Origin of the sequence: Subtercola sp. Z020 (assembly GCF_002931235.1) — a bacterium.
Classification (GTDB): domain Bacteria; phylum Actinomycetota; class Actinomycetes; order Actinomycetales; family Microbacteriaceae; genus Subtercola.
In genome coordinates, this window is the sequence record NZ_PSTT01000074.1 from 19895 (window position 1) to 35936 (window position 16042).

13 protein-coding genes are annotated in these 16042 nt (G+C 63.9%); 4 read left to right on the forward strand and 9 right to left on the reverse strand.

The genetic code is table 11. The features are described 5' to 3' along the window. The first annotated feature begins 120 nt into the window (after positions 1-120). Positions 121-456, forward strand: a complete 336-nt coding sequence (locus tag C5B96_RS10070) for a twin-arginine translocase TatA/TatE family subunit (protein WP_104245239.1) — start codon at positions 121-123, stop codon at positions 454-456. Here the strand turns inward: C5B96_RS10070 and C5B96_RS10075 are convergent. The 8 genes from C5B96_RS10075 to C5B96_RS10110 all read right to left on the reverse strand — a co-directional run bounded on the left by C5B96_RS10075 (position 443) and on the right by C5B96_RS10110 (position 9840). After that, the gene (locus C5B96_RS10075; protein ID WP_104245240.1) at positions 443-1927 is read right to left on the reverse strand and encodes an O-antigen polymerase; all 1485 of its coding nucleotides are present in this window, start codon (positions 1925-1927) and stop codon (positions 443-445) included. The genes C5B96_RS10070 and C5B96_RS10075 overlap by 14 nt on opposite strands. Further along, complete coding sequence (locus C5B96_RS10080; protein ID WP_104245241.1) at positions 1924-2946, reverse strand: polysaccharide pyruvyl transferase family protein; 1023 nt, start codon at positions 2944-2946, stop codon at positions 1924-1926. Before C5B96_RS10080 ends, C5B96_RS10075 begins: the two co-directional genes overlap by 4 nt. Continuing rightward, entirely contained in the window at positions 2943-4082 is a 1140-nt protein-coding gene (locus tag C5B96_RS10085; protein WP_233189114.1) for a lipopolysaccharide biosynthesis protein, read from the reverse strand. Before C5B96_RS10085 ends, C5B96_RS10080 begins: the two co-directional genes overlap by 4 nt. Before the next feature lie 44 nt (positions 4083-4126). Continuing rightward, complete coding sequence (locus C5B96_RS10090; RefSeq protein ID WP_233189115.1) at positions 4127-5191, reverse strand: glycosyltransferase family 1 protein; 1065 nt, start codon at positions 5189-5191, stop codon at positions 4127-4129. Continuing rightward, positions 5173-6282, reverse strand: a complete 1110-nt coding sequence (locus tag C5B96_RS10095; RefSeq protein ID WP_104245244.1) for a glycosyltransferase — start codon at positions 6280-6282, stop codon at positions 5173-5175. Before C5B96_RS10095 ends, C5B96_RS10090 begins: the two co-directional genes overlap by 19 nt. Next, entirely contained in the window at positions 6282-7676 is a 1395-nt protein-coding gene (locus tag C5B96_RS10100) for a sugar transferase (protein WP_233189116.1), read from the reverse strand. Before C5B96_RS10100 ends, C5B96_RS10095 begins: the two co-directional genes overlap by 1 nt. 71 nt (positions 7677-7747) lie before the next feature. After that, positions 7748-8410: a low molecular weight phosphatase family protein gene (locus C5B96_RS10105; RefSeq protein ID WP_104245246.1), complete on the reverse strand. Its 663-nt coding sequence runs from the start codon at positions 8408-8410 to the stop codon at positions 7748-7750. Positions 8411-8415: 5 nt separating this feature from the next. Further along, on the reverse strand, positions 8416-9840 hold the full coding sequence (locus C5B96_RS10110) for a polysaccharide biosynthesis tyrosine autokinase (protein ID WP_104245247.1): 1425 nt from the start codon (positions 9838-9840) through the stop codon (positions 8416-8418). 217 nt (positions 9841-10057) lie between these two features. On the opposite strand from C5B96_RS10110, the gene C5B96_RS10115 reads away from it, so the two are divergent. Further along, complete coding sequence (locus C5B96_RS10115; protein WP_104245248.1) at positions 10058-12286, forward strand: acyltransferase family protein; 2229 nt, start codon at positions 10058-10060, stop codon at positions 12284-12286. Between the two features lie 18 nt (positions 12287-12304). Here the strand turns inward: C5B96_RS10115 and C5B96_RS10120 are convergent, their stop codons facing one another. Then, entirely contained in the window at positions 12305-12844 is a 540-nt protein-coding gene (locus tag C5B96_RS10120) for a GDSL-type esterase/lipase family protein (RefSeq protein WP_158507162.1), read from the reverse strand. A 337-nt stretch (positions 12845-13181) separates the two neighbouring features. On the opposite strand from C5B96_RS10120, the gene C5B96_RS10125 reads away from it, so the two are divergent. Together C5B96_RS10125 and C5B96_RS10130 are read left to right on the forward strand one after the other, a co-directional pair. Continuing rightward, entirely contained in the window at positions 13182-14225 is a 1044-nt protein-coding gene (locus C5B96_RS10125; protein WP_233189118.1) for an acyltransferase, read from the forward strand. Between the two features lie 24 nt (positions 14226-14249). Continuing rightward, on the forward strand, positions 14250-15812 hold the full coding sequence (locus tag C5B96_RS10130) for a right-handed parallel beta-helix repeat-containing protein (RefSeq protein WP_104245250.1): 1563 nt from the start codon (positions 14250-14252) through the stop codon (positions 15810-15812). Positions 15813-16042 lie beyond the last annotated feature (230 nt).

Sequence of the window (16042 nt, forward strand, 5' to 3'; positions counted from 1 at the left end):
AACAGAACAGCACCAATCCGTTTGGCGGGCCGTCTCGAATTCGCAGTGTTCGAGACGGCCCGCCATCGGTCTTTACAACCTCACGCACCACTCGCCCGACACGAGAAACACTGTGAATCCATGTTCGGTCTGACTTTCGAGAAACTCATCCTCATCGGTGTCGTTGCGGCTTTCATCATTGGTCCGACGAAGCTGCCGCTCTATGCGGGGCGCCTCGGCCAGCTGGTTCGCCAACTGCGCGGATACACTGCCACGGCTAAAGAGCGCGTCAGGGAGGAAATGGGGCCTGACTTCGACGATGTCGAGTGGAAGAAACTCGACCCCCGCCAATACGACCCGCGACGCATCATTCGGGATGCACTGCTCGAGGACTCCCCGTCAGTAGCGGTAGCGCCCGCCGTCCCGGCACAACCCGTCTCGCTCGACAAAGCCGAGAAGCCGATCATGCCCGAATGAGCGCCGGCGGCTTCTTCCCGGGTGCCAGCGGCGCCCGCTCGGGTGTATAGGGCCGCGACACCACCAGGTACATCACGGTGGCGAGGAGAACTGTCGCGATCGTGAGAGACCCACCCTGGTAGGCGTCTCCACGAATGAGTGAGAACAGGATGGGCGTCAGGCTCACACTGATCGTGAGACCCAGCACGCCGCGCTCCCGGAGCCGACTGCGCGTCAACGTCGACGCGAGCAGCGCCATCAGCGCCCCGGCCACGGCCACCCCGCCATGACCGAAGTTGCCGTAGGCCTCACCAACAGCAGAGAGGCTGGTCTCGACCTTGGTCGTACCGTAGAAGCGAGGAACGTACGTGCTGGTGAACCACGTGTTCCCACCGCCGCTCGGCTTGTTCGCCCAGACCGCCCGAGGTACGAACCAAGCCGGCACAGCCGCATAGGTCGCCCCTCGCTGGAACTCGAAGTCGGGATCCTGGGCGACCACTTCGTTCAGTCGTATCAGACTGTCGAAGGGCCTGGTCTCGGCACCACTGGTGACTTGGTCGAGCAGCACACCGACCGGGTCGCTCGCGAGCTGGTTCAACGAGCGCCCCTGGTCGAAGTTCGCGTTCCGCACGACGATGCTGTACGAAATGGCGATGATGACGAGCGCCAACCCGAGAGTCGCGATGGTTCGGAGCTTGAACGGTTTCGGACCGATCTGCTTCAGCAGCACGAGCGGCAGCACGACTCCGACGACGAGCGGGCCACGGCCGCCAGCCGCGACTCCGCAGATGGCAAGACTGATCAGCCCCACCAGGTTGACCCAGTTGTGCCAGACAGGCAGCCCCGCCTGCCGCCGGTGCACCACGTTTGCAACGAGTGCGATCTGCACGGGAACATAGCCCAGAACAAGGAACGACTTGCCCGAGAGGAAGTCGCTCCGGTTCGCCAGCCCAGCAAAGTATGCCCCAGGCCCGCCCGAACTGAGCACGAGATAGCCGAGCGCGCCGACGGCCACCGCAGAGGCGATGATCACGACGGCCTGAAGTGCGTTCGAGTCGACGGAGCGTCGGCGCCGGGGCATCCCGAAGTCTGCCAGCGCGTTGCGCTCCCGGTTCACGGTGATGAAGTAGTAGACCAGGAAGAACGCGCAGAAGAAGATGAGGCACTCGACGAGCGCCGCACTGCCCGCAAGAATCAGGGTCGGAGTGAAGTCGCGGGAATCGGCTATGGCGCCCGGACTGGTGACCCGGTTCCACATGATGGTGAGGGGGCGGAGCACGAACAGCAGCAGCCCGGTGATCGCAACGACACCAGCCGGTGTCAGCGGGTCACGGAAGACGACCAGTTCGCGTGTCAGAGCTGCGAGAAGCACGACCGCGAGGATCGCGATCATCGTCGGGTACGAAACGGCCTGGTCGAGGAGGGAGACTGCCGCCAGGGAGGCGAGTATTGCCACGACAGCGCCCGCGGCGAAGATGATCACCGATTTCATCGCGCTCCTCCCAGATACGTCATCAGGCCCGACTTCGCCGCCTCCAGAGCGGCAACGGCGGCCTCGACAGCAGCGGTGTCGACCCGCCCGGTTCGTTCTGTCGCCTCTCCGATGGTAGCTGCCGTCTCGACGTGGAAGTCCGAAGCGAAGGCATCCACCTTCGCGAAGCCCGAGATGGCCACCACGGGAACCGCCGAGAGAACACCCATGTACAGGGCGTGCATCCGTGAAGCTATGACGACATCTGCCTGCGAGATCGTCGAGCGCACCGTTTGCCACGAGTGACCCTCGTCGTCGGCCCCGAGCAGGGCGGAAACAGGTGCGCTCAGGCTCCGGCCATCCCAATCCTCGCCCTGATCCATCGAAACGAACTGCACGGCGCCCCACCGCGTGCGAAGCGCACCGATCTGCTCAATCGTGAGGGATGCCGCCTCGCGGCGGTTCAAGGCGAGAAGGGCGCCCGTCCCCGGCCTCTCGAGCGCGGTGCCGGGTTCGCGGGGGCTGTAGTCGAAGAGACTGACGTCTCCGCTGACTTCCGGATGCCGCGACATCAGCGCTGCGGCACGCGCCTGTGAGGCGGAATCCCGCACCCACACGCGCGCCAGTCGAAGGGTGAGGGAGATGGCCGAGCGGGCTCTTCTCCGACGAACCGGATCGACGCCCACGCCGAAGACGACGAACTTCTTGCCGAGCGCTCGTGCGAGTACCGCGGCCGTCAGGCAGAGCCGCGGCAGCCCGGCGAAAGGCCGATCGGGCTGGTCGTCCTGAAGCAGCGTTCCACCGCCCACGAGAACGGCGTCCGCCCCGCGGATCACTCCGGCGAGCCCCCTGATGCCGCCCACTCGCATTCGAGTCTCGGTCGAACCGACGCGATCGGCCACACCGAAGTCGGCGATGACGACCTCATAGCCCGACCGGCGGAGTGACGCCGAGAGAGCGTCGGTCAGGAATGCATCGCCGATGTTCTGCGGATGCCCTGACGACGTGGTGCGGTCGGCGGAGATGATCAGGATTTTCACGATACGACGACTTTTCTTGACCGGGCCCGGATAAGCAGAGAGAGGACAGCGGCGAGCGTCAGCTCGCTCACGAGGGTGACCGTAGCGAGCGCGGTGTTGCCGAACAAAAGGCAGGCCACGAGCGTGAGGGTGACGGCGATGATACCGACGGTGATCGTCGCGATGAGACGTTGCCGAATGTATCCCGACCCCATCGAATAGGCGACAAGAGCGTAATTGCCGAACTTCGGACCCATCGACAGCACGATCAGAACGAACACCAGGCTGTCGAAGTGTTCACTGCCGAGCACGGCGCGCACCAGATCCTGCGCCACGATGAGCACGGCGGCGCAGGCCAGCCCGAGCCCGACGAAGAGAAGCCAGTAACGCACGAACGAATGCCCGAGGGTGCGTACGCGCGGAATCAGCTGCTGCGAGATGGTGGCCGGGATGACTTCCAGCGGTTGCGCGACCCGGTAGGCGACGGCAAGCGGCGCAATCGCGTCAACGCCGAGCAGCGCGGTCCCGATGACCAGCGGAGCCTGGGAATAGAGTGCGCTCAGCGATCCGGAGAGCCCGAACTCGGCAATCGACCGGAACACACGCTGCGGTTCGGCCTCGACGGGTTCGAGCGCGCGACGATTGGCCGCGTAGGTCACGAGCACGATGATGAGTGACGGAACAGCCAGCAGGGCGAGCAGCTCGACCCGGTCGAACACCACAGCGAGCACGAGCACGGGTGCCTTCGCGAGCACCAGCGCGACGTCTGGCACGGCGTAGTGGGCGTCACGCCGGTGTACCAGCTGCGGTGCACGTGTCGTACGCGTGACGCTGTCACAGATCTGACTGACGCCCAGTCCACTGAGCACGAGCACCACAGCCGTCGTGACAGCAGAACCCGACGAACTCAGGGTGATCGCAACGGCGGCCAGCGCTCCCAGGGTCGAGAGGAGGATGTGAACCCCCGTCGCCTGCCCGTGCACGATGCGCCCGAGCTGGTGCTTGGGCACGGAGAGCAGGTAGCTCGACGCACCGGAGTCGGTGAAGATGGCGAACGAACTGAGAAGCGCGAAGCCAGCCACGAGAGTGCTCTGCTCGGAGCCCGAACTCAGAGCCAGAAGCACCACGAGCACGATGAGCTGGATGACTCGCGTCAATCCGGCCGCCATCACGGGCAGGAGCAGTCTGAGTCGGTGCCAGCTCACTGTGAGGCGACCCGCCGGCTCGCCTCACTGATCGTGGCGGCGCTCTGGTCCCAGTCGAAGCGGGCCCGGATGTCGGCTCCGAACGACTCGTCGATGTCGTCGTCTGCCTCAATGAGGCCGAGCAGAGCACCGGCTATCGCCTCCACCGAGGTTGGGTCGAAGTACGACACGGCGTCCCCGGCGATCCATCGGAAGACTCCGATATCAGAGACGGACAGCCTCGCGCCTGAGACGGCAGCCTCGACCATCGGCAGTCCGAAACCCTCTGCCAGGCTCGGGAAGACGACGCCGCGCGCAGAGCGATACAGGGCGGCGAGCTCCGGATCGCTCACGTACCCCGCGAGGATCGTCTCTGTCGGCCACTCGATACCGACCGAGGCGAACACCGTCGCATTCACCCCTCCGACGACGACGAGCGGGCACTCCGCACGCACGGCCGGATCAAGGCTCGCGAAAGCTCGCGCGAGCCTGTCGAAGTTCTTGCGTGGATCGAGGTTGCCCACGGCGAGGAGGAAGCGGTCGGCCGTGATGCCGAGCCGCCCGAGCAGTGGCTGGTCGACTGCGTCGGGCGCATCCAGGAACTGCGCACTCGGCGCGTTGGGCGCAACGACGATCCGGGCTCTGGTGAGCCCGGACTCCGCTACTTGACGGGCCACAGGTTCACTCACGACGGCCACGGTCTTCGCAGACCGCAGCTGAGCCTTCAGGAGGGGGGCGTGCGAGAGCACATACTTGCGGGAGTACCACTCGGGATTGGTGATGACGAACAGATCGTGCACCACGACGACCTGGCGCGGGTGCGCGAGCGGACCGCGGCTCGTGAGCGTCACCAGAACGTCGCTGCGCCGCCGGATCGGAAGAACGCCGAAGACCCAGGCCCATGTCCGGAGGGCGCTCCTCGCGAACCAACCGGAGGGCGACGCTTCCGTCACACCGGCCTCGCCGACAAGCCGATCGGCGATCTCGCGGGCATAACGCTGCTGGCCGCTGACGGCCTGAGGCCGGAATGCACCATTGACGACGATCGGACGGGACGCCGCCATCAGGTCTGGTCGATCCATGCGAGGTATTCCGATCGGAAGCGACTGACGTCGAACTCGCGGGCTCTGTCGACGGCGACCGTATGGTCCAGCAAGGCGGCCTTGGAGACCGCCTCGCCAAGTGCCCTCCCGGTCCAGTCGTCGACATGAACGCCGGTGACACCGTCGAGCACGGATTCCGTCGCCCCGCCGACACTGCCGACCAGCACGCGCGCACCCGCCGCCATGGCTTCAACCGGCATGATGCCGAAGTCCTCGATGCCCGGGAAGACATAGACGGTCGCTGCCTGGTAGAGGGAGTAGAGCAGCTCGTCCGATGGTCGCCCGACGAAGATGACCGGCACACGTGCCGAGGCCGCCAACGCCTCCAGGTTGGGTCGGTCGGGCCCGTCCCCGGCCAGCACGACGGGCAGACCGGCCGCCTCACCGGTGGCAATGACGACATCCAGAGCCTTATAGGGAACAAAGCGCGAGGCACCGAGCACGAATTCGTCGGGCAGGCTGTCGAAGATCGCGCGGTCGGCGTCTCCCAACCGCGTCGACCAAGCCGGCTCTGCGGCGATGTGAGCGACATTGACCGGCGGGTAGATGACGACAGAGTCGCGCCCCCAGGTCTCTGCAATGCGCTCCTTCACGAATTCGCTGTTTGCCGCGAGTGCCGTCGCCCAGCCGGATGCCCGACGGTCGTAGGGCTTCAGCACCGCCGCGGCCGCCTTGACCAACGGGCTCGACCCGCGCTTGTCGAGTTCGGGGGTCCAGACGTAACGGGCTGGCGTGTGCACATACACGAAGGTCTTGTCGGCACGCCGCTTCGACGACGCACCGCCGACCTGGTGGGCGAACAGATGAGAACTCACCAGCGCCCTGTCGTAGTCCGAGGTGTCTGTTCGCGCCCAGGTGGGCGGCATCACGGGGAGGGACAGTGCCTTCGACCGACGCAGAGGGGTACGGGCGATCCAACTTTCCTTCAGTCGACGATCCGTATATCGAGCCGAATCGTCTTTCCACAGACAGAAGATGTCGGCGTCGGGTAGAGCCGCCACCATCGCATCGAGAACGACCTCGGATCCCCCGGACTTCTCTATCCACTCATGCACAATCAGATCTCGCATCACTCTGCCCCCTCAGGTAGTACAACTTGCCGAACGGTTCGCAGCAGGATCGAAATGTCCCCGAATATCGACCAATTCTCGACGTAGTAGAGATCGAGCCGTATGGCATCTTCCCACGACAGGTTCGATCGTCCGCTCACCTGCCAAAGCCCGCTCATCCCTGGCTTGAGGAGCAGCCGGCGGCGAGCCACCGAGTCATAGAGTGCCACCTCAGGCTCACGCTGGGGGCGTGGTCCGACCAGACTCATCTCGCCCAGAAACACGTTGATCAGCTGCGGGAACTCGTCGATCGAGTACTTGCGCAGCACGCGACCCACCGGCGTCACCCGCGGATCGTCCTTCACCTTGAACAGTGGCACGTCGCTCGTGCCCTGAGCTTCGAGCAGCTGCTTCAGCTGCTCATCGGCTCCGTCGGTCATCGAACGGAACTTGAACATGGAGAAGGGCTGGCCGTTCAACCCGATCCGTTCCTGTCCATAGAAGACAGGCCCTCTGCTGGAAAGCTTCACCAGCAGACTGACGATCACGAACGCCGGCAGCAGGATGATCAGCAGCAGAGAAGAGGCGACGATGTCGAACAGTCGCTTGACGATCCAGCGGCCTCCATCGAAGCGTGGAATCTCGACGTGGATCAGGGGAAGCCCAGCGACAGGACTGGAGTGGATGCGCGGGCCACTCACTCCGGTGAGGCTGGGGGCCATCACCAAGTGGTGGCGCCCCGGTTCGAGGCTCCACCCGAGTTCCCGCATTCCGTCCGGCGACAACACGGCGCTGTCGGTGACCACGAGAGTGTCCGCAGCCGTTGTCTCCAGTGCTATCAGGGCAGACTCGATTCCTCCGAGCACAGGAATGTCCGTTCCCGAGACGACGGAAAGCGACCCGTTCTCGACGAGGCAGGCCCCGACGATTCGGTAACCCGCCGCCGGAGCCCGGAGCAATTGCCGCGCCACATGGCTGGCGGTGTCATCCGAACCCACAAGGATCACACCCGACGACAGTCGACCTTTCTTACGCTGGGACTGCAGCCATTCCCGATGAAACCAGCGGGAGAGAACGAGAACGAGCGTGCCAGCAGGCACTGTGATCAGCAGATACCCTCGCCCGAGGTCCGCCTTGAAGAATACGGCCACCACAGCGACGACGCCGAAGAGGGCCACGCCCGCGTGGAACACCGCTTTGTACTCGGGCGCACCCGAACCGAGCACGCGAGGCTCCCGGGTGCCATAGAGCACCAGCAGCAACGACCAGGCAATGACCAGAATGATGGAGACGATCGGGTAGTCGAGGTCAAAACCGTCCCTGTCGCCGACCGGCGCGACGGGGGTCGACTCCCAGCCGAACTGCACCAGCTGAGCGACGATGACGGTGAGCACCACGAGAATCGTGTCACTCACTCGCAGACGCCGGGCGTAGAGCTGCTGCCACCGCTGACGGTAGGTTTTCGGTCCCGAACCGCTCGGACCGCTCACGCTCGCGCACCGCCGATCTGTTCCAAGGCGGCAACGATCACTTTCGTCGCCTGCGTGATCTGCTGCGCCGACAGGTCGTAACTCTGCTGCGACCGCCGGTACGGATCGAGCACGTCGTCGCTCTCGGGATCTGCCGGAGATCCGACGACACCACGGAAGCGCGACGCTCGTTCGACCAGATCCCTGAGAAGCCCGGGTAGCGCATCGGGCTGCGGCTCGGAGTCCATTCGAAAATCGAGCGACGCTGCCTGAAGAAGGCGCGCGAACTCGATCAGGGTGAACGTGCGGGAGGCAGCGCGAGGGACCATCTGCACAACCGCGCCGCGGTGTTCCCTCGCCAGCGCCAGAACGATATCAGCGTCCTGGACCATTTCGGGCGAGATGTCGCGGGCCTGGTGGTGCTCCGGATGCGCGCCGAGCGCGGTGGAGAGGGCGGCCGCCTGAGCGGGCATTCCCTGTCCGGTCAGCGCAGACGTTCCCGCACTGTGCACGCGTATCCGCTCCGAGAGCCCGACCGTGTCGATGCCGGCTGCGAAGAGCTGCTCAGCGAGCGGAGACCGACAGATGTTGCCGGTGCAGACGAAGAGGATGACGAAGGGTTCAGAGTTGGCTTTGCGGGCACGAGCTTTGGCGCGGTCTCGCAGACTGAGTTCAGCCACGGGCTCTAGGTTTTGGCCACCGGCGCATCATTCACCGGCTGAACTGGCTCTGCGCTCGCTGACGATGTCTCGTCTTCGGCGTAGGCGTAACTGTAGTGTCCATAGCCGTACGCGTCAGCCCCGCGCGTCGGAAGCATGGTCAGGACGAGACCGAGCACCGTAGCGCCGACATTGTCGAGAATGTCGATTGCACTTCGTAGCTGAGCCTTGTGCACCTTCCCTGCGGATGCCACGACAATGGCGCCGCGAGTGGCTTTCGCCAGGATCGCTGCGTCGGTGACAGGAAGGAGCGGTGGAGCGTCGATGATGACGGTGTCGAACTCGGATTCCAGAGTAGCCAGGAGCTTCTTCATCGCCGGGCCGCCGAGCAACTCGCTGGGGTTCGGCGGAATCGAACCCGCTGGAAGCACATACATCTCGCGTTCACCCCACTGCTGCAGAGCATCCGCGAGCTCGACCCGTCCGATGAGGACATCCGTGAGTCCGACCGCGCCCTCGAGCCCCAAGTAGGAGGCCAGTCGCGGACGTCGAAGGTCGGCGTCGATGACGATGACGCTGGAGTTCGCGTCGGCAAGAGCGATCGCCAGATTGGAACTCACACTCGACTTGCCCTCAGCAGCAACGGACGACGTGATGACGATCGTGTGTGGGAGGTCGGCGAACTCCAAGAACTGCAGGTTCGTTCGGAGGGAACGGTAGGACTCGGCCTGTGGACTCTTGGGTTCGGCGTGCACGACCAGAGGTCGCTCTGCAGCGCGGGGATCGAAGAAGATCGCACCGAGCACGGGAGCCGTCGTGATCAGCTCGGTATCACGCTGGCTGCGGATACGGTTGTCCAGGGCTTCACGCAGGAAGGCCAGCCCGAGACCGACGAGCAATCCGACGATGAGGCCGAGGGCGATGTTCAGCGGAACGTTCGGCGACGTCGGCTTCAGCGGCGCTGTTGCAGCCTTCACGCTGGAGATCTTCACCTGGGGCGTACCATCGGCGGCTTCGGGCACGAGAGCCGGAACGTTGGTGGAGAAGCTCGTGGCCACCGCGTTGGCGATGGTCGCGGCATCGGCCGCGGAATCGCTGGTCACAGTGATCTCGATGATCGTCGTGTCGAGGGGCGCAGTAGCCGTGACCGACTTCGCGAGTTCGTCAGAGGTGGCGGCGAGGCCGTACTGCGCAATGACCGGATCGAGCACAATGGGAGTCGAAACAAGGTCGGCGTAGGTCTTCACTGCCTGCTGGGTGAAGGTGTTGCCCTGCTGCAGTTCCGCCGTGGTCGCCGACGACGATGTCGATACGTAGACCTTCGTCGAGGCTTGGTAGAGCGGCGTCTGCACGATGGCGTATGTCGCCGATGCGGCAACCGAAACCAGAATGATTCCCGCAATCAAGATCCAACTGCGTTGCAGAACCCTCAGATAATTTCGAATGTGCACGGTGGTATTTCCCTCAATAGACAGCCGTCTGGCCCCCGGGGCCGACGATGGCCAGTGTTTTAGTATCTTTACATACCAAGAGGGATGCTCGTTGCTGCCGGCACATTATGCCGCCGCGAAAAGCGGCCTTGCAACTGCGCTCATTCGGAGCGTTCGACTGCCTCAAGTATGATCTGATCGAAACTGGCGCGTACTGTGCCGTACGGGGAGCACGCACATGACCACATCCACTTCGACGTCTTCGAGAGCAGAACCGGTTCCCGGAGTTCCGCGAAAGTACTTCCGTGGTGACATCGAAGGCCTTCGGGCCATCGCCGTCACTCTTGTCATTCTCGACCACCTGATCGGGTGGCCGATCGGCGGATTCATCGGTGTCGATGTCTTCTTCGTGCTGAGCGGATTCCTCATCACCGGTCTGCTGCTGCGCGAATACCAGAAGTCGCAGACCATCTCGTTCCTCGATTTCTACGCGCGCCGCGTTCGCCGAATCGCCCCGGCGGCCATTCTGGTCATCGTCGTCACCGTCGTCGTCGGATTCTTCGTGCTGAGCCTGCCGCGCGCCCAAGAGATTCTGAGCGATGGCCTCTGGGCCGTCTTCTTCTCGGCGAACTGGCATTTCGCATCGGTCGGCACAGACTACTTCCAGGCCACCGGCGCCATTTCCCCTCTGCAGCACTACTGGTCTCTGTCGGTCGAGGAGCAGTTCTACCTCGTCTGGCCTTGGTTGACGCTCGCTCTTCTCGTCGCCTTCCGCTCGCGAAAGCGCATCAAGCTTTCGACGTCGACGGCGCGGGACCACAAGAATCGCCAGTCCGAACTGGTCGGCGTCATCTTCGTGCTCGTCGTGGCGCTGTCCTTTGCCTTCGGCGTCTACTCCTCCATCACCAACCCGGCCGTAGCCTACTTCGACACCTTCAGCCGCACGTGGGAACTCGCGGCGGGAGCCGCCATAGCCGCATTCGCCACCCAGCTGGGAAAGCTCCCGGCCGCCCTCCGTCCGGTACTCGCCTGGCTCGGCATCCTGGGGATCGTCGCGTCAGCATTCCTGATCACTCCCGAACAGCTGTTCCCCGCTCCCGGAGCAGCGCTCCCCGTGATCTCCACGTGCTTGATCGTCGCCGCCGGCATCACCGGCCCGCGCCGATTCCTGGCGCCGATCGACAATCCGGTCATGCGCTACGTCGGTCGTATCTCCTACTCGCTCTACCTGTGGCACTTCCCGGTCATCATCTTCATGGCGGTCTTCCTCGGCTCCTCCAGCGTGCTGTACATCGTGCTGTCGCTCGCGATCATGCTCGTGCTCTCCGTGCTCTCGTTCCACTTCATCGAAGACCCGATCCGACGCTCGTCGTTCCTGCGTATCTCGCCGAAGAAGAGGAACGGTCACCGCCGTCGCGTCGTCCCGGCCGGCACGAAAATCAGTGTCGGAGCCCTCATTTTCATCGCTGCGGCATCACTGGCCATCATCGTTTTCGCTTTCGGCAGGGTTTCCCCAGTCGGAACCTCCCAACCGCTGACGGCTCCCCAGGCCATCTCCTCGACCGGCGTCGCCGCCGACTCCAGCGCAACGGACGCCCGCAAGGCCGCGATCCAGGAAGCGCTTCGCGCCGAATCCTGGCCCGAACTGTCTCCGTCGGTGAATGACTTCGGCACCAACGGCCGGTCGGTCATCGCGACAGAATGGCTCACAGACGGCTGCCTCGGTGAAGACGCAGCGCGTGAGACAGACAACAAGGCGAACACGGAGCACTGTGCCTACGGCAACGCCAGCGCAGACGCGGCGCACACGGCCGTCATCTTCGGCGACTCGCTCGCGATCAGCTACGCGCCCGCCATTCGCGAAGCGCTCGGCAGCGACTGGAAGGTACAGATTCTCGCCCTGGCCGCCTGCCCTGTGTCGAACGTTCAGACGAACAAGCCCGGCGGAGCCGGGTTCCCCGAGTGCGGGGACTTCCGCAGCTGGGCGATCGGCCAGATCACGACGATCAACCCGGCCCTGGTCTTCCTCTCCGAAGCGGAGGATGACGTGCGTCTGGCCAGCGGAGCAACCGGCGAGGCCGCCGACACCGAGTGGCGAACCGGGGTCACGTCGACGCTCACTGCCCTGGCGCCGGTGCAGGGCAAGGTCATCATGCTCAATCGCCCCCCGGCAGGCGTGACGCTCTACACCTGCCAGACCCCGCTCAGCAAGCCGTCGGACTGCGTCTCCGCAGTGCCCCAGGGCTACCAGAACAGGGACGCCCTGCTGAAGTCGGCCTTCACCGCCGTCGGCGGAAACGCCCGCTTCGTCGACACCACAACGTGGTACTGCAGCGCGAATCAGTGTCCGTCTTTTGTCGGCAGTGCCCCCTTGCTCGCGGACGGGGTGCACCTCACGAACTCGGCCTCCATCGCCTTGGCTCCGCTCGTCTCGGTGGCCGTGGCGGCCGCTCAGGCGCCACAGTAGAACGGCTCCCGGGGAGGGCTATTCCTCGAGGAACGTCTGGCGAATGAACTCACCCATGTCGCGTCCGAAGACTCCGTAACCGGCTTTGGTGGTGTGGATGCCGTCAACCTTGTACTGGGTCGACCACACCCCGTCCGCCGTGCGCAGATTGCCCCACCCGTCATGGAAGAACCAGCCGTTCTTCGCGGCAAGTGCCTCGAGGTCGGCATTCGCCTCGACCGCATAGTCCGCTCGCAGAGTGATGGGCGGGATGGCGGCGAGTACGACGTTCTTCGCGCCGACCGTGGAGACGATCGATGTGATGTCGTCGTCGAGCTGTTCGAGCGTCAGACCGGCAGCCAGATCGTTGGTGCCTGCCATGATCACCACGACATCCGCATCGGGAACGGGCTGCACCTGCGAAGCCATCAGCGCGCTTGTGGCGCCATCTCTCGCCCATCCGCCTGCGTACTCGATGTCATCGGTGCCCACCTGCGCGATCCACGCCGTTTTGGCAGCTATGCCCGTGTCGATGTCTCCGAGGTGGCCCGTCGAGTTCGAGTCTCCGACGACGGCCACCCGCACAGGAGGCTCTACCCGCACGGCGGTACCCGCTGAGGAGCCGGAACCGGCGGAGCTGGAGGACGAAGGCGCCGGGGAGGCAGGGTCGCCCGAGCAGGCGGCGAGACTGACGAGAGCGAGTACCGTCGCAACCGTGGCAAGTGCTGTCGGCACGCGTCGTCGTACAGTCATTTCGGCCTTTCGGGGAAGGGTCAGAAGTGGTTGGGCGAAGCTGAGTGCCAATCTTAGGCGACTCCTGTGAACCTTCTTTGCGGGAAGGACCAGCTTCGTAGTGACATACTGGGGCTGTTCCGGGGGGAAAATGAACGCTGACTTATCGCAGAGAAGGCATCGTATGCGGGCATCTGAGCAGATGGCTCAGCCAGCTGCGACCGCACAGAAGAAGATCGCTTTTCTCGAGGCGGTGCGCGGAGTCGCGGCCGTCATCGTGGTGCTGCAGCACATACTGGCAGCCCAGGTTCCGATGTTCGAGACGTGGAGCCGAGAATATCTCGATCTCGGGCGTGTCGGGGTGGTCGCTTTCTTCGTCGTGAGTGGGTACGTCATCCCTCTCAGCCTCGAACGACAATCGGCCCGTGTATTTGTGCTTCGGCGTGTATTTCGGCTCTTTCCGCTGTACTGGGTCAGCCTGGGCGCATTCCTTCTCCTGGCCGGGCTGGCTCCGCAGACCGGCGCCGTCGATCCCACGCCTGTGGTGCTCATTGCGAACGTCCTGATGATCCAAGGGCTGACACCTCTGCTGACCATCGTCCCCACCGCGTGGACCCTCGGCATCGAACTTCTCTTCTACGTTCAGGAGCTGACCGCCGCGATGGCCAGACGCCTGGCAGCAGCGGTCTACCTCGGATACGTCTGGCTGGGAATCTTCGTTGTCGCCGAGCTCGTGTGCCGCATCCAACAGGTCGATCTCCCCACGACGCTACCTTTGCTGCTCTACACCGCTGCGATCGGCCAGGCACTGTATCTCCGCGACAAGCACGGCCGACGTGCCTGGCAGGCACTGGTGGCCTCCGGACTGATACTCGTTCCGATCTTCACTTTCGTCGGCGGAAAGCACGATCCGGAGTGGCCTCCGTTCAACTATTCCCTCTCGTTTTTGGTCGGGTTGCTTCTCTTCGCCGTTTTCTACATTTTCACCAGGGGGCAGTTGCATCCGATACTGGTGTGGCTCGGAGCCGTGAGTTATGCGCTCTATCTCATCCACCCCCTCGTCTACCGGCTTGTTGCCCTCACCGGCGTGAACCCCGTAGTCTGCATTGCGGGGAGCGTCGTGCTGAGTCTCGGCGCAGCCTGGGTGTTGCACCGCACCATCGAATTACCGTTCATAGCGATCGGCCGACGAGTTTCCGGCCGCCACTTGACGACGTCGTCCGCATAGGTACTCACTACACCGAGGACTCTCATGTCACGACGATCCGCAGGAGACAACACCCCCCAGGAGCCGCCCGCGCCGGAAGGGCCGCCCCTCTTCGACCGGCGTCTCATCATCGCCGGAACGGTTGCCGCCTCCATCGCCGGAGCCCGCCTCTCTCTCCGCGCCGACGACAGCGTCATCTCGCATCCCGAGCAGAGTGCGGCAGCTGCGCCGGCTGTACCACTCACGGTCGCCGCCGAGCCTTCAGCGCAGCCCGGCACTCTTCCGCCCGCGACGCCGGCAGACGTACTGGCAATCACCCCGTACGATTTCGGTTTCGTCGATGGAGCACCAGATGCGACCGCGTCCATCCAGGCGATGTTCGACACCCTTGTTCTGAACCCCGGAGCTCGCGCCATTCTCCCGGGCGGCACGATCAACGTCACGAATCTTCGCATCGACTACGCCGGAGTCCAGGCACAACCTTCCTCGGGTGCGCCGTACGGATACCCGGGACCGCACATCGAAGGTAGCTCGAAGCGTGGCACGATCATCCGGCAACTCGAAGGGTCCACAGGCGACGTTCTCACCATTCAAGGCAAGGTGGGTGTCGCCGCCGGCCCTGCGAACAACAACAAGATCTCCGGGCTCTCGCTGTCTAATCTGCAGATCCAGGGCGCAGATACCGGCGGCCACGGACTCTATATCCGGTCGGTGGTCGACTCGACATTCGATGAACTCACCATCACCAACACGCAGTCGGGCGTCTATCTCGCCCGCGAGGCCTTTCTCTCGGGCGTCTACGACGAGTATTCGTACAACAACCGCTTCACCCACCTGAAGGTGTTGACCAACAGGGCCTGGGGAATCGAATGTTCGGGAACCAACGCCATCGCTGCTTCTTTCTACGACTGCGAAGCGACCGGCAACATCGCCGGCGGCTACCGGCTTGCGCCGTCGGGCATGATCCTGGTGCACTGCCTCGCCGTTGGCAACGGCGTGAAGAACGCCGATGGCCGAGGCCTCTGGTCGGTCACCAACTCGAACAACTTCTCGACGAACAACGGTCTCACACTCGTGGGCTGCCGCTTCGAAGGCAACTCGGCGCCGGGGGGCTACGAGATCGAGATCGAATCGGGATATGGCCACGTCATCTCGGCCCCGCAGTTCTTTGCGACAACAGGGGCCACGCCGCTCGGCATCGGGCTCCGTCAGGTCGATGATTCGAAGAAGGTGCGCAACCTCATCGTCACAGGAGGCTACTTCGGGGGAGATCGATCCACTTCCTCGCAACGCCTCGCCATTCTCGGCGGCAACGCGATGAACACCCTGTTCGACAACCTCGGGATCGATCCGCAGCAGTGGGCTGGCGGCACCCGCGTCAGTGAACTCATCGATGACGAGTCGATCGCACTTTCTGTCAACGACCCCAGCCGCTTCCGCATCGACTCCAGCGGGTACATCGCTCTCGAGGCCGTCTCGGGCGGTCTTCCCACACCCTCGGCCTCCGGTCAGGCAAACCTCGCCGTTGTCACGGATGCCAGTGGCAGGCAGTCGCTCGTGGTTCAATTCGCCGGAGGTGATGCTCAGGTGATCGCGCGTCAGCCGTGACCGACTCAAACCTGAGAATAGTTTTCCCGCAATTCAGGGCACATTCCCAATCTGATCGCGGCTCTCTCTCGAATAGCACTTCGTATGGGCCGTTTGGCCACTGTTGCAGTGCCGAATCGAAGGAAGATCCCTTGTTTGAGAAGAAATTCATTGCGAACGCGATTGACCGCAGTTCGCAGTCCGAGCTGGACCGCCGACTTCTGCTGAAGGGCTTCGGACTCGCCGGGCTC